The organism is Nocardia sp. NPDC004340, from assembly GCF_053602575.1.
Genome location: NZ_JBSGDW010000003.1, coordinates 495446 through 509895, shown reverse-complemented (window position 1 = coordinate 509895; position 14450 = coordinate 495446). Strand labels below are relative to the sequence as shown.

At 69.8% G+C, this 14450-nt stretch carries 9 protein-coding genes and 2 pseudogenes; 7 read left to right on the top strand and 4 right to left on the bottom strand.

What is annotated here, in order from left to right; translation table 11 throughout:
* The first annotated feature begins 46 nt into the window (after positions 1-46).
* From ACWEOI_RS14420 to ACWEOI_RS14405, 4 genes are all read left to right on the top strand, one after another.
* Entirely contained in the window at positions 47-3760 is a 3714-nt protein-coding gene (locus tag ACWEOI_RS14420) for a UvrD-helicase domain-containing protein (RefSeq protein WP_452359866.1), read from the top strand.
* The gene (recD, locus tag ACWEOI_RS14415) at positions 3757-5643 is read left to right on the top strand and encodes an exodeoxyribonuclease V subunit alpha (protein WP_452359865.1); all 1887 of its coding nucleotides are present in this window, start codon (positions 3757-3759) and stop codon (positions 5641-5643) included. Before ACWEOI_RS14420 ends, recD begins: the two co-directional genes overlap by 4 nt.
* A 144-nt stretch (positions 5644-5787) precedes the next feature.
* A complete protein-coding gene (locus ACWEOI_RS14410; RefSeq protein WP_452359864.1) occupies positions 5788-6630 on the top strand; it encodes an alpha/beta fold hydrolase in 843 nt (280 codons plus the stop codon).
* A 54-nt stretch (positions 6631-6684) separates the two neighbouring features.
* A complete protein-coding gene (locus ACWEOI_RS14405; RefSeq protein WP_433673386.1) occupies positions 6685-8130 on the top strand; it encodes an NAD(P)-binding domain-containing protein in 1446 nt (481 codons plus the stop codon).
* 12 nt (positions 8131-8142) lie between these two features.
* On the opposite strand, the gene ACWEOI_RS14400 is transcribed toward ACWEOI_RS14405, so the two are convergent.
* Positions 8143-8922 carry an ankyrin repeat domain-containing protein gene (locus tag ACWEOI_RS14400; protein ID WP_452359863.1) on the bottom strand — a complete coding sequence of 260 codons (780 nt, stop codon included), beginning with the start codon at positions 8920-8922 and terminating at the stop codon, positions 8143-8145.
* A 151-nt stretch (positions 8923-9073) separates the two neighbouring features.
* On the opposite strand from ACWEOI_RS14400, the gene ACWEOI_RS14395 reads away from it, so the two are divergent.
* Positions 9074-9574 carry a DUF2199 domain-containing protein gene (locus ACWEOI_RS14395; protein ID WP_452359862.1) on the top strand — a complete coding sequence of 167 codons (501 nt, stop codon included), beginning with the start codon at positions 9074-9076 and terminating at the stop codon, positions 9572-9574.
* Here the strand turns inward: ACWEOI_RS14395 and ACWEOI_RS14390 are convergent.
* Together ACWEOI_RS14390 and ACWEOI_RS14385 are read right to left on the bottom strand one after the other, a co-directional pair.
* A pseudogene (locus ACWEOI_RS14390) lies at positions 9528-9803 on the bottom strand (EamA family transporter); the annotation flags it as partial. The gene ACWEOI_RS14395 and the pseudogene ACWEOI_RS14390 sit on opposite strands and share 47 nt — an antisense overlap.
* 307 nt (positions 9804-10110) lie before the next feature.
* Positions 10111-10386 (bottom strand): annotated as a pseudogene (locus ACWEOI_RS14385) (EamA family transporter); the annotation flags it as partial.
* A gap of 364 nt (positions 10387-10750) precedes the next feature.
* Between ACWEOI_RS14385 and ACWEOI_RS14380 the strand changes: the two are divergent.
* On the top strand, positions 10751-11986 hold the full coding sequence (locus ACWEOI_RS14380) for a glycosyltransferase (protein ID WP_452360148.1): 1236 nt from the start codon (positions 10751-10753) through the stop codon (positions 11984-11986).
* 72 nt (positions 11987-12058) lie between these two features.
* Here ACWEOI_RS14380 and ACWEOI_RS14375 read toward each other — a convergent pair whose 3' ends face one another.
* Positions 12059-12760 (bottom strand): TetR/AcrR family transcriptional regulator, encoded by a 702-nt coding sequence (locus ACWEOI_RS14375; RefSeq protein WP_452359861.1) that lies wholly within the window; start codon positions 12758-12760, stop codon positions 12059-12061.
* Positions 12761-12849: 89 nt separating this feature from the next.
* On the opposite strand from ACWEOI_RS14375, the gene ACWEOI_RS14370 reads away from it, so the two are divergent.
* A complete protein-coding gene (locus tag ACWEOI_RS14370) occupies positions 12850-14421 on the top strand; it encodes a succinic semialdehyde dehydrogenase (protein ID WP_452359860.1) in 1572 nt (523 codons plus the stop codon).
* The last annotated feature ends 29 nt before the right edge of the window (positions 14422-14450 follow it).

Below are 14450 nucleotides of genomic sequence, written 5' to 3'. Positions count from 1 at the left end.
CCCCGAGGAGGACTCTCCTGCCCGTGACCGTCCCCGGGAGCCCCGCATGACCGACGACCTGTTCTCGTTCACCGATCCCGACCTGGCCCCACGGCCCGCGCCGCGCAGGCTGCTGCGGGCGGAACCGACACTGCCGGGCGGGCTGGACTCCGGTGCCGACGTGCGCGAAACGGTCTCCGAGGAGGCCGATTCCGGCGGGGCGCAGGGGCTGTGGGCCGCCGCTCCCGAGGCGACCGGCCGGCAGGAATCGCACCTCGCTGATCCGTCGGAGCCCCACCACGATTCGGATGCCGTGGACGCTAGCGTCTCTCCGGGTTCGGGTGATGAATTAGCAGGACAAGGGTTGTGGGACGACGCCTCGGCGGCGCCGCGTTCAGACGCCGGTGCGGTGCCTGAGGGCGCTAAGCCCGGAACCGCCGACGCACCAGGGACTTTCGCGGATTCGGGGAACCGATTCGAGCTGACCGGGCCGCTGCCGACGGGGACGACCGTCCTCGAGGCCAGCGCGGGCACCGGAAAGACGTACGCCATCGTCGGATTGGCGGTGCGATTCGTCGCCGAACTGGGCGTGGATGTCTCGGAGCTGCTGCTGGTGACCTTCAGCCGGGCCGCGACCCAGGAATTGCGGGAGCGCACCCGGGACAGGTTCGTCGCGGTGGCGGCCGCGCTGGCCGAGCCGGATCGGGCGCTCGCGTCGGGCGACGAGCTGATCCGGCATCTGGCGCAGGGCAACCCGGGCGAGATCGCGACCAGGCGGGAGCGGCTGCTGACGGCGCTGTCGGACTTCGACGCCGGAACCATCGCCACGACGCACAGCTTCTGCCAGCGAATGCTCGACGAACTGGGGCTGTCGGGGGAGCAGGACCCGGGCGTGCGGCTGGTCGAGAGCGTCGCCGATGTGGTGTCCACGGTCGCCGACGACCTGTATCTGAGCCGGTACGCGCGCAGCGGATCGGTGTTCGGGCCCGCCGACGCGCAGCGGCTGGCCGCGGCGGCGGTCGGCGACCCGCACGCGCTCCTGATGCCGGAGGCCGAGAGCGACGACGATCCCGCCGCCGAGCGGGTGGCGTTCGCGTCGGCGGTCCGGGTGGAAACCGCTCGGCGCAAACGGCTTTCGGGCTTGCGGGACTTCGACGACCTGCTGGTGCTGCTGCACGAGGTGCTCGCCGATCCCGAGCACGGCCCGCGCGCCTGCGCGCGGATCCGGGACCGGTATCGGGTGGCGCTGGTCGACGAATTCCAGGACACCGATCCGCTGCAGTGGGACATCCTGCGCCGCGCCTTCCACGGGCACGCCACCCTGGTGCTGGTCGGCGACCCGAAGCAGGCCATCTACGCCTTCCGCGGCGCGGAGGTGCTCAGCTACCTGGACGCGGTGGCGCACGCCGACAGCAAGCGGGAACTGACCACCAACCGGCGCAGTGACGCGGGCCTGCTGGCCGCGCTCGAGCATGTGCACGGCGGTGCGGCCCTGGGGCACAAGGAGATCACCGTGCACCGGGTGGCGGCGACGCGGCCGTTCTCGCGGCTGTCGGGTGCGCCCGAGCGGGTGACGCCACTGCGGCTGCGGTGCCTGCCGCGTAGTGGGGCGGGACCGCTCAACAAGTCCGGGTATCCGACGGTGGGTCGGCAGCGGGAGCGGGTCGCCGTCGATGTGGCCGCCGATATCGTCGGGCTGCTCGGGTCCGGGGTGCTCATCGATGCCGGGACTCCCCGCGAACGGGCCATCGGGCCCGGCGATATCGCGGTGCTGGTGCGCAATCGCGCGCAACTGGAGATGGTGCGGACCGAGCTGGAGGCGGCCGGGGTCGCCTCGGTGCTGGCCGGTGGCGCGAGTGTGTTCGGGACGCCCGCGGCCACCGAATGGCTGTGGGTGCTGCGGGCGGTGGAGCAGCCGCATCGCGGGGACCGGGTGCGGCTGGCGGCCGGGACGGCGTTGCTCGGGGTGAGCGCGGCGGACATCGACGCCGGGGGCGCCGATCTGGTGGGCCGGCTCAGTGCGGATCTGCGCGACGCGGCCCGGCTGTTCGCTCGCGCCGGGTTCGCGGCGGTCGCCGAGAAGCTCAGTGCCGAAACCCGATTGGCGCCGCGTCTGCTGGCCCTCGAAGGCGGGGAACGGCAGCTCACCGATCTGCGGCAGATCGCGCAGCTGCTCGACGACGCGGCCCTGCGCGAGGGCCTGGGCCTGTCCGCGCTGACCCGCTGGCTGGCCGATCGCGTGCGCGACCCGGCCTCCGGAAGCGTCGCCGATCGCAGCCGTCGGCTCGATCGCGACGCCGCCGCCGTGCAGGTGGCGACCGTGCACGCCAGCAAGGGGCTCGAATTCCCGGTCGTGTACCTGCCTTTCGCGTGGGACGCGGCCAAACTGCGCAATCCGCCGACGCTGCTGTTCCATGACGAGCAGGGCCGCCGCGTCCTCGATGTCGGCGGCTCCGACGCGCCGGGCTACAACTCCCGGCGGCTGCGCGCCGAAACCGAGGAGCAGGCCGAGGAACTGCGGCTGCTGTACGTGGCATTGACGCGGGCGGGCGCACAGGTGGTGGCGTGGTGGGCGCCGGCCTACGACACCCAGACCGCGCCGCTGCACCGCATGCTGCTGGGGCGCGAACCGGGCAGCCCCGCCGTCGCGGACAAGGTGCCGGTGCCCGCGGATTCGGTAGTGCTGGAACGCATCCGGGACTGGGCGTCGACCGCCGAACCCGGCGTCATCGCCGTCGAGCCGGTGCGGGAGATCGCCCGCGCCCGGCTGCCGCACGACGATACGACCACGGCCTCCGAGCCCTTGGCCGCCGCCCGCTTCGACCGGGCGCTCGATCAGGCGTGGCGGCGCACCTCCTATTCGGCCTTGACCGCGGGCGCGCACGACGCGCTGCCCGCCGCCGATCTGCCCGAGGGCGGCGGTGTCGCCGACGAACCGGCCGACCAGGCGGTGCTCGCCGACGATCTGAGCGCGTTCGCGGGAGCCGCGCCGTCGCTGATGAATTCGCTGCCCTACGGCGCGGAGTTCGGCACCTTGGTGCACGAGGTGCTGGAGTACGTCGACACCGACGCCGCCGACCTGGCCGCCGAGATCCGGGCCCGCTGCCTGCACGCGGTGAACGAGCAGATGTTCGACGCGGACCCCGAGGTGCTGTCGGGGGCGCTGCTGGCGGTCATGCACACGCCGATCGGGGACGGGACGCTCGCCGGGTTCTCGGCGCGGGATCGGTTGAGCGAACTCGATTTCGAGCTGCCGCTCGCCGGAGGCGACGATCCGGTCGCCGCGCGAGTGACCGTGCCGCGCATCGCCGATCTGCTGCGTCGGCACCTGCCCGACGACGACGTGTTCGCGCCCTACGCCGACCAGCTCGCGCACCTCGACGACACCCCGTTGCGCGGCTACCTGACCGGCAGTATCGACGCCGTGTTGCGGACGGACGGGCCGCGATTCCTGGTCGTCGACTACAAGACCAACCGGCTCGGCGTCGGTGATCTGACGGTGGCGCACTACACCCGCGAGCGCATGGCCGCGGAGATGATGCGCTCGCACTATCCGTTGCAGGCGATCCTGTATTCGGTTGCGCTGCACCGGTATCTGCGGTGGCGGCTGCCCGGCTACGATCCGGCGCGGCACCTGGGCGGCATCCGGTACCTGTTCGTGCGCGGCATGGTCGGGCCCCACACCCCGGACGGCTGCGGCGTTTTCGACTGGCATCCGCCCGCCGCCCTGGTCGAGGACCTGTCGGCGCTGCTCGCCGGTGACACGGGAGTGGTGCGATGACCTCGATTCAGTTGGCGCAGCGCGGCACCGGACTGCTGCAGGTGTTCAATGCCGCCGGGGTGCTCTCGGCGGCGGACGTGCACGTGGCGTTGCGGCTGGCGCGGCTCGGCGGGGAACGGTCCGAGGCGGTCGTGTTCGCGACCGCGCTGGCGGTCCGCGCGGTGCGATCCGGGTCGGTGTGCCTGGAAGTACGGCGCATGCACGAGATCGGCGTGGACGCCGAGGGGACCGAGGAATCGGCCATCGATCCGGCGACGCTGCCATGGCCCGAAGTCGAGTCCGTGATCGCGGCGCTGCGGGTGAGTCCGCTGGTGACGGGTAGTCCGGCGGGGCCGTTGCGGCCGTTGCGGCTCATCGACGCGCCGGGTGATGCCGGGCCGCTGCTCTACCTCGACCGGTATTTCCGGCAGGAGGAGACCATCCGGCGGGTGCTCACCGAGCGGGCCGCCTCGCATCCGATGGTGGACGCGGAACTGGTGCGGCGCGAACTGGATCGGCTGTTCCCGGATCACAGCGGGCCCGGCGAGCCGCCGGATCGGCAGCGGCTGGCGGCTGCGCTGGCCACCACACAGTGGACGACCGTGGTCGCGGGTGGGCCCGGTACGGGTAAGACCCACACCATCGCCCGGGTGCTGGCGCTGCTGGTGGCGCACCAGCAGGCCGTGCCCGGCGCCCCCGCCTTGCGGATCGCGCTGGCCGCGCCGACCGGCAAGGCGGCGGCACGCATGCAGGAAGCGGTGCGCGAACAGGCCGGGGAGATCGGGTTGCCCGAGCTCACGGCCGCGACGCTGCACCGATTGCTGGGCTGGCAGCGCGGCGGCGCGGGCCGGTTCAAGCACAACGAGTTCAATCGGCTGCCGTACGACGTGATCGTGGTGGACGAGACCTCCATGGTGTCGCTGACCATGATGAGCCGGCTGCTGCCCGCGGTCCGGCCGGACGCGCGGCTCGTACTGGTCGGCGACCCGGACCAGCTGGCATCGGTCGACGCGGGCGCGGTGCTCGCCGACCTGGTGGCCGGACCGGTTCCGGGACAGGCGAATCCGGCGCTCGATCGCATTCTCGGCGGGGACCTGCGGGCGACGGCCGCGCATCCGGACGCGCTGTCCGGGCGCGAACGGGAACGGCTGCGCGGCGGCATCGTCCGATTGACGCGCGGTCGCCGCTTCGGTGGACGGATCGCGGAGCTGGCGGTCGCCATTCGCGCGGGTGACGCCGACGGCGCGCTCGCCCTGCTCGCCGACGGCGGTGACGAACTGTCGCTGCACGCGCCCGACGACATCGCCGGCGTGCGCGCGGACGTGCTGCGGGCCGCCCGCGAAGCCACCGACGCGGCGCTCGAGGGTGACGCGACCGCCGCGCTCACCGCCCTCGAATCGCATCGACTGCTGTGCGCGCACCGGCAGGGTCCGGCCGGTGTCGAACGCTGGGACCGGCTGGCCGCGGGCTGGGTGATCGGGGCGGGGATCAGCGCCGATCCCGGTGCCGGGCACTGGTATCCGGGGCAGCCGCTGCTGGTCACCGCCAATGACCACGAGGCACGGATCTACAACGGCGACACCGGTGTCATCGTGCGCGTGCCCGACGGGACGCTGCGCGCGGCGCTGCAGCGCGGCACCGAGCCGTACCTGGTGCATCCCACCCAGTTCCCCGGGGTGACCACCGTGTACGCCATGACGATTCACCGCAGCCAGGGCAGCCAGTACGACACCGTGTCGACGGTGCTGCCCGGGCCCGAATCGACGCTGCTCACGCGAGAGCTGCTGTACACGGCTGTGACCCGGGCCCGGAAGCATGTGCGGATCCTCGGGACCGAGGAATCCATCCGGTCGGGCATCGCGCGCCGGGTCCTGCGGGCGAGCGGCCTGCGCAATCGGGAGTGATCCCGGGCCGGGACACGCTGCGGGGGTGCGAAGTTTCCCCGGGCGTGGGCGCGGCGGCCGGGGCGGCGTAGCGTGAGCGGTGCTCGATGCCGCTGTCGCCGTGGTCCTTCTGAGCCGGGCGGCCCGACAAGGGGAGGGCTTGTCATGGTCGATTTCGACGCCGAACCGAGCGTGGACTCCGTGGTGTCGGAGGACGGGACCCGGATCACGTACCTGAGCAGGGGCAGCGGGCCCGCCGTGATCGTGATTCCGGGAGTGCTGGCCCTGGCGAGCGGATACGAGTGGTTCGCGACGGCCCTGGCCGGCGCGTTCACCGTGCACACCATCGAGCGGCGGGGGCACGGGGAGAGCGGGCCGCAGCGCCCCGGGCACGGGGTCGAGGACGACTGCGCGGATGTGCGAGCGCTCCAGGACAAGACGGGCGCGGCATTTCTGGTCGGGCACAGCTACGGGGGATTCGTGGCGCTCGAGGCGGCGCGGAAGAACACGGGGATCGCGAAGGTCGCGGTGTACGAGCCGGGACTGTCGGTGAAAGGGTCCATGCCGTTGGGATGGATGGACGCCTACGAGAAATACCTCGCCCAGGACAAACCCCTCGAGGCTTTCATCGAGTTCCTGCGGGCGATCGGGCCGGATGCCGTCCGGAAGACGCCGCGGTGGATGTTCCGGCGCATGATGCCGATCATGATGAAAGCGCCCGAGAAGGACGAGGTCATCGCGCAGCTCCCGCAGAATCTGGTCGAGCATCGGCAGTACGAGAGGTTCGACAGCACGTACCGGAATTACGCGGAGATCAGCGCCGAGGTGCTGCTCGTCTACGGGGACAGGGACCGGCGGGCATGGACCGCCTCCGACGAGGAGCTACTCGCCTCGGTGATCCCGCACAACGAGCGCGTCACCGTGCCCGGGCTGGACCACTTCGGTATCGACAAGGGGGCGCCGGACCGGGTGGCGGGCGTGATCGGGGAATTCTTGTCGCGTTCGTAGCGGCATCGGGCACTGCGCTCGCGGCGGGGAGAATACGCTGGGGGAATGGCCACCATGCCGGAGCACGTCGACGTGCTCATAGTCGGGGCCGGGCTGTCCGGCATCGATGCCGCCTACCATGTGCAGCGCGCCTTTCCCGGGCGCACCTACGCCGTGCTGGAGGCGCGGGAGGCCAGTGGCGGCACCTGGGACCTGTTCCGCTATCCGGGCATTCGCTCGGACTCCGACATGTTCACCCTCGGCTATCGATTCCGTCCGTGGCTGGGGGAGAAGGCCATCGCCGACGGCGACGACATCCTGGCGTACCTGCGCGACACCGCGGCCGAGAACGACATCGACCGCCACATCCGATACCGGCATCGGGTGGTGCGGGCCGAATGGTCCTCGCCGCGCAACCGGTGGACCGTGACCGCCGACCACGACGGGGAACCGGTCACCCTGACCGCGGACTTCCTGTTCAGCTGCTCGGGCTACTACCGCTACGACGAGGGCTACACCCCGGATTTCCCGGGCACGGAACGCTTTTCGGGACCGATCATCCATCCGCAGCATTGGCCGGAGTCGGTCGACGTGGCGGGCAAACGGGTCGTTCTCATCGGATCGGGCGCCACCGCCATCACCCTCGGTCCCGCGCTGGTCGAGCAGGGCGCGCACGTGACCATGCTGCAACGCTCCCCGTCCTACATCATCTCGATGCCCGCCCGCGACGGCCTGGCCGACCGCGCCCGCAAACTCCTGCCCACCCACGCCGCGTACGCGGTGGCCCGCGCCAAGAACGTCGCCCTCAGCACCGCGATGTATCAACTGTCGCAACGCTATCCGACGCGTATGCGCGCGTGGATCCGCGGCTGGCAGCAGCGCTGGCTCCCCGAGGGTTTCGACATCGACACCCACTTCAACCCCAGCTACAAGCCGTGGGACCAGCGGCTGTGCCTGTCACCCAACGGCGACTTCTTCCGGGCCATCCGCCAGGGCAAGCTGGACCTGGTCACCGACCGCATCGCCACCTTCACCGAATCCGGTCTGCGCCTCGAATCCGGCCGCGACATCGACGCCGATATGGTCATCACCGCCACCGGCCTCAATCTGATCCCCTTCGGCGGTGTCGCCCTCGCCGTGGACGGCCACGACATCAACCTGCCCGACACCATGGCCTACAAGGCGATGATGCTCTCCGGCATCCCCAATTTCGCCTTCATCATCGGTTACACCAACGCCTCATGGACCCTGAAAGCGGACTTGGTGTGCGAATACGTCGTCCGCCTGCTGCGCCATATGGACGCCGAGGGCTACACCAAGGCCACCCCGGTCCGCGACCCCGCCGTCGGCCCGGCCCCCTTCCTCGATTTCGAGCCCGGCTACGTGCTCCGCTCCCTCGACGTCCTCCCCAAACAGGGCACCCGAGCCCCCTGGAAGCTCCACATGAACTACCTCCGCGACCTGCCCGCCCTCCGCTACGGCAAGATCACCGACCCCGCCATCCACTTCGAGCGCGCCTAGTGTCGTGTGGGGTCACCGGGGTTTCACCAGTGCCGCGATCTCGGTGAATCCGCGACGCACCGCGTGGTCATAAGCCGTGCGGCCCTTGGCATCACGAATCGAGACGTTCGCGCCATTGTCCACCAGCGCCCGGACGATATCGCGGTACACGGCGCTGCCATTGCCGTAGTAGACGGCTTCGAGGAGCGCGGTCCAGCCCAGATCGTTCACGTGATCGATGTCGATATCGGTCTGCCGCAACACCTCTCGCACATAGTCGAGATGCCCCTTCTCCGCGGCCGGGATCAGCGCGTTGCCGCCGAACCGATTCCGCAATGTCAGATCCGGCTGCGCGGGCAGCAGCAACTCCATCATGGCGACGCTGCCGGTGACCCCGGTATTCACCCAGGGGCTCTCCCCGCGATCATCTTTCGCGTCCGGATCCGCCGCGAATTCCATCAGCACCTTGGCCACCGGCACATTGTCATCCAGCACGGCGATCATCAAGGGAGTCCGCCCCGACCCACCCCGAGTCTCGACCTGCGCCTTCTGATTCAACGCCGCCCGAACCCCGTCCGCGTCCCCGTCCTTCGCCGCCTCGAGCAACGCCTTGTTCGCCTGCTCCACCGGCACATCGACCGGCCCCGAACCACTGTTGTCCGACATCATCACCGATCCGTTCTGCGTCTGCCGACTCGTCTCCGCGCCATCCTTCGCCCCCGGCTCAGCCGAGCACGCGGCCACGACCACCGCCCCGGCCACCACCGCCACCCCGACCCGGACTCCCCGAGCACGCCACCACAAGGTCCCCATCACCGCAGCTCCATCCGTCGACCGAATCGCCTTCCCCTCCCATGCTCCGCACCCCCACCCACCCCCGAATCGGTGCACCGGCTCCTTCTCCCACCCCCATCCGGCCGACACCCGCGTCAAACGATCGGCTGACCCGCCTACGCTTCCTGTCGTGACCAGCTCCACTTTCACCTGCACCTGCTGCGATGAACTCCACGACGGCCCGCCGCTCAGCTTCGCCTTTCCCGCGCCGGCCTACTGGAACGACGAAGTAGCCGAAGCGCCCGGCAGTGTTCTGGGTGACGAGCAGTGCGTCATCGCCGGCGAACACTTCTTCGTCCGTGCACGCATCGTCCTGCCCATCCTGGGCAGCGACGACGAATTCGTCTGGGGCGTCTGGATTTCCCTCAGCGAACAGAACTTCCACCGCATGTCCGAACTATGGGACGACCCCGCCCGAGTCGACGAACCGCCCTATTTCGGCTGGCTCTCCACGCAAATCCCCATCTACGCCCCGACAACCATCAACCTGAAAACCAAACTCCACACCCAGCCACTCGGAACCCGACCCCTCGTCGAACTCGAGCCCACCGACCACCCCCTCGCCGTCGAGCACAGAACCGGCATCACCCGCGCCCGGGTCCAGTCGATCGCCGAACAACTCCGCCACTGACACCGCCGACCTGCACCGCCGTCGCGCCGATCACCATGATGACCGCGCCGATGACCTGGGCCGGGTGGAGGGATTGGCCCAGGAGTAGCCACGCCAGGACGGCGGCGGCCAAGGGCTCGACCACGGCCAGCACGCTGGCCGCGATCGGAGTCAGCTCCCGGAGGGCTCGGAGCCCCGCCAGGTAGGGCACGGCGGTGCCGAAGGCGGCCAGGATCAGCAGGACCAGCCATGCGGGCGGGTGCCGGTCGCCGAGCGCGGTGGGGGGCTGTGAGCAGGTCGAAAGGGACGGCCCACGGAGGAGCGATCACGGACACCGCAACAGCTCCGACCAGCAGCCCGGTCGCGGTGAGCCCGGACGGGTCGGTCCGGCGGGCGCCGTACTCACCGAGAAGAAAGTAGGCAGCCGAGCACATCGCCGAACCGAGTCCTGCCATGAGGCCGACGACATTCAGGCTGGCCGACTGCCAGGGTTGGGCAACGATGGCCAATCCGGCAATGGCGAATGCGATTCCCGCCCATACCGACCCGCGCAGGCGCGCGCCGCGGGCGATGCGCATCCACAAGGCGATGAATGTGGGGGCGAGGTTGACGAGAACGATCGCCACTCCGACCGGGATTTCGGCCACCGCGACGAAGAACAAGAGCTGAACGCCCGCAACACCGAGCAGCCCATAAGCGAACGGTAGCCAGAGGTCCGACCGTGGGAACCGGAGCGCGTGCGGACGCAGCCAGGCCACAATCGGCAACAGCAGCGCCGCGGCCAGGACGATTCGCGCCGATGTCACGGCCGCCGGGCTCCAGCCGGACACCATCATGGCTTTGGCAAAGGGGCCCGAGCCGGCGAACAACACCCACGACAGCAGGCTCCACCCGGTCGCCTGAACGCGGATCGAAATCCGGCCTGTCCTTTCCGTGATGGCCACGGCTGGATTGTGAACCCGGCACCACGAGCTCGGCCAGTGGATTTCCAGGGGTGCTCGTCGTCCGCGGATACCCCCGCCAGGGGTACCGGCGGCGAGCGGTGGACGGGCCGGTGGTGGCGGGTTCCAGATGCGCGCATGACTGGGGCGTTCGATCAGTTGCCAAGTGGCAGTGCGCATTCGATATTCGAGGGGTGAAATCGATCGGGTCTCGTCGGGCAGGAGTTGACGCGTGAGCAAGTTGGTAATTGCGGCGATGGGGACCCGGGGGGACGTTGCGCCACTGTTGGATGTGGCGTTGCGGTTGCGGGATGCGGGGCATGAGGTAGTGGTTGCCGCGCATTGTTTGTTCCGCGAGTTGATTACCGAGGCGGGGCTCGAATTTCGGCTGATGGGGGCCGATGTCAAGGTGGACGAGTCGGATCCGTTCAATGTGGATCTGAGCGGGCACGAGGATCTGGTGGTGCCGGAGAAGCTGGCCTGGCCGGAGGGGCAGCGGTTTCTGGGGAACGGATTGATCGAGGCGCTCATCGACGAGCCGATGGATGCGCTGCTGCTCAGTCCGATCACCGAGTTCTCGGGATTCCAGCTCGCCGAGGCGAAGGGGATTCCGGCGATCGGATTGCGGCTGTTCCCTTTGTCGGCGACCACGCAGCATCCGCCGAGTCTGGTCGGGGACAAGGACTTCGGGGGGTTCCGGAACCGGCTGACGGCCGACGTCGGGGCATGGGTCTTCGACACCGTGTATCGCGGCCCGGTCGCCGACTTCCGGCGGGATCTGGGGCTGCCGAAGGTGTCCGCCCGCACGCTGCGGCGTCGGCGCACCGCGTCGGAATGGCCGGTGCTGCACGGCTATTCGCCGAGTGTGTCACCACGGCCCGCGGACTGGCGCCCGGGGCTCGAGGTCACCGGCTATTGGTGGCCGCCGCGGCCCCTCGACTGGGAGCCGCCCACCGAACTCGTGGACTTCCTCGAAGCCGGACCGCCCCCGGTGTTCGTCGGATTCGGCAGCACCACCGAAGGTCGCGACCGTCGCGCCGAATTCTCGGAGCTGCTGAACGAGACGCTGCGGCGGTTCGGCGGCCGCGCCCTCGTGCAGACAGGCTGGATGAACCTCGACATCAGCGGTGACGACGTCATGACCATCGGCAGCGTGCCCTACGACTGGCTGTTCCCGCAGGTCGCCGCCGCCATTCACCACGGTGGCGCCGGAACCACCTCGGCCAGCCTGCGCGCGGGCATGCCCTTCGCCGCCGTCCCCGGCCAGGCGGACCAGGGCTTCTGGGCGCGGCGGATGCGCGACCTCGGCGTCAGCCCGGCGACCATCGCACAGCGGGACCTCTCGGTCGACGGCCTGGTCGCCGCCCTGCATGCGATGACCACCGACAGCTTCTACCGCGACAACGCCACCCGGCTCGCGGAACAGATCGCCCAGGAGGACGGCGCGGGCACCGCGGTCAAGGCCATCGAAGCCCACCTCGACGCCTACTGAACCCGCTTCGAATCGGTTCAGTGCGTACGTCATTCGACCGCCGGCCCGGGTCAACCAACGAGATGGCCCGGATCAGGCGGATTCGAACAATCCTGGAACGGTGAGCGCGTACTCGACGTCCTGGCGGGTGCCGAGCGTGGTGAGTACGGCGCGAATCATGGTCAGCCGGGCGGCATCGATGGTGGCCTGATCGGGTTCGCCGTGGGGGGCGGCCGCGGAGATGCGGAAGACGACGTACTCGCACGTGTGCAGCGCGGTATCGAGATCGAGGTCCGTAGGTGCGGGCCGCCCCAGCCCGGTGATCTTGTTGCGCACGAGAACCCGAATGTCGTCGACCACCCGATTCCGGTACTCCGACACCGGCGAACTCGGATCGTGCAGCTCGGCGAACAACGGAGCCAGCATCGAGCCGTGCCCGCCCGCCCAGTGCAGATACGCCTCGATCATGTTGATACCGAGCTCGACCGGCTCCTCGGTGCGCTCCAGGGCCGACCGGATACCCCCGACGAGGTCGTCGTTGGAGACGGTGAGCACCGCGTGCAGCGGTTCGGTGGCATTGGCGAAATACCGATAGAAGGTCGGCCGGGCCAGTCCGGCCTGCTCGATGATGCGGGCCACGCTCAGCCCGCGAGACCCGTGCGCGGCGAACACCTCGGCGGTTGCCAGCACGATGCGGGCGCGCACCTGGTCGGCCTGCTGCTCCGTCTGCGGGGGGCGGCCGCGGCGGGCGGGGGTGGCCTTGTCCGCCGAAGGGCTTGACATCGCATGCGTCACGTCTATTAATCTAACACTGGTGTTCATGTAACACTGGTGTTCAGTTAATAGTGAGCTCCACCGGATCCGACTCTTCGAGAGGGCGACCAATGACGACTGCCCCGCAGCTCGCCACTGCCGATGCGCTGCCTTTTGACCTGGTCCAGCGCCTGCTCGGCCATGCCGTCGCGGGCGGTGCGCCCTCGGTCGAGGTGTTCGCGCCCGCAACCGGCGCCAAGATCGCCGACCTGCCGCAATCCTCGGTCACCGATATCGAGGCCGCCTTCGCCACCGCGCGCGCCGCGCAGGCCGAATGGGCGAAGGTGCCGGTCGGGGAACGGGCGGCCCTGCTGCGCCGCATCCACGATCTGGTGCTGGCCGAGCAGGACACCATCCTCGACATCGTGCAGCTCGAGACCGGCAAGTCCCGGGTGCACGCCTTCGACGAGGTGTCCGATGTCGCGGTCAACTCCCGCTACTACGCCGCCGAGGGCAAATCGATTCTGGCGCACCGCAAGCCGCGCGGCGTCATGCCGGTGCTCACCCAGGTGGAGGTGCGCAACCGGCCCAAGGGCGTGGTCGCGGTCATCTCGCCGTGGAACTACCCCCTCGCCCTGGGCGCCTCCGACGCGCTGCCCGCATTGCTCGCCGGTAACGCCGTCATCGGGCGACCGGACAATCAGACCGCGCTGACCCTGCTGTGGGCCATCGACATCGCCGAGCGGGCGGGTCTGCCCAAGGGCCTGTGGCAGGCCGTGCTCGGGCGTGGCGCGGTCGTCGGCACCGAGGTCATCGCGCGCGCCGACTACGTCGACTACACCGGGTCCAGCGCCACCGGCCGCACCATCGCCCAGCAGGCGGGGGAGCGGCTGATCGGCTACTCGCTCGAACTGGGCGGCAAGAACCCGCTGCTGGTGCTCGAGGACGCCGATGTCTCCACCGCCGCCAAGATCGCGGTGCGCGCCTGCTTCGCCTCCGCCGGGCAGCTGTGCGAGTCGATCGAGCGAATCTACGTGCACGACAAGGTGTACGACCAGTTCGTCCGCGAATTCGCGGGGCACACCAAGGAGCTGACGCTCGGCAAGACCCTCGACTTCGGCTACGAGATCGGGTCGCTGACCTTCCCGCGCCAGATCGACAATGTCTCCACGCACGTCGACGACGCCGTCGCCAAGGGTGCGACCGTCCTCGCCGGCGGCAAGGCACGCCCGGACCTGGGCCCGTACTTCTACGAGCCCACCATCCTCGAAGGCGTGCGCGAAGGCATGACCGTCTACCGCGAGGAAACCTTCGGACCGGTCGTGTCGCTGTACCGCGTGCACAGTGACGACGAGGCCGTCGCGCAGGCCAACGACACCGCCTACGGCCTCAATGCCAGCGTGTGGAGCCGCGACATCGCCCGCGGCCGCGAGGTGGCTGCCCGCGTCAACGCCGGATCGGTGAACGTGAACGAGGGCTTCATCGCCGCCTGGGGTTCGGTCGCCGCGCCGTCGGGCGGGCTCGGCATCTCCGGCACGGGTCGCCGCCACGGACCCGAGGGCCTGCTGAAGTACATCGACACCCAGACCATCGCGGTGCAGCGGGTGCTGCCCATCGCGCCGCTGCCGGGCATGTCGGAGCAGCTGTGGGCCAAGACCATGACGCTCTACCTGAACGTCATGAAGGCACTGCGGCAGAAGTGATTCCGCCGACCATTCGACAGGGGAACAAG

Excerpts from the sequence above, each read along its gene's own strand:
- ACWEOI_RS14400 (WP_452359863.1), bottom strand. The coding sequence starts at position 8,922 with ATGGGGACCTTGTGGTGGCGTGCTCGGGGAGTCCGGGTCGGGGTGGCG.
- ACWEOI_RS14405 (WP_433673386.1), top strand. The coding sequence starts at position 6,685 with ATGCCGGAGCACGTCGACGTGCTCATAGTCGGGGCCGGGCTGTCCGGC.
- ACWEOI_RS14380 (WP_452360148.1), top strand. The coding sequence starts at position 10,751 with ATGGGGACCCGGGGGGACGTTGCGCCACTGTTGGATGTGGCGTTGCGG.
- recD (WP_452359865.1), top strand. The coding sequence starts at position 3,757 with ATGACCTCGATTCAGTTGGCGCAGCGCGGCACCGGACTGCTGCAGGTG.
- ACWEOI_RS14420 (WP_452359866.1), top strand. The coding sequence starts at position 47 with ATGACCGACGACCTGTTCTCGTTCACCGATCCCGACCTGGCCCCACGG.
- ACWEOI_RS14370 (WP_452359860.1), top strand. The coding sequence starts at position 12,850 with ATGACGACTGCCCCGCAGCTCGCCACTGCCGATGCGCTGCCTTTTGAC.
- ACWEOI_RS14410 (WP_452359864.1), top strand. The coding sequence starts at position 5,788 with ATGGTCGATTTCGACGCCGAACCGAGCGTGGACTCCGTGGTGTCGGAG.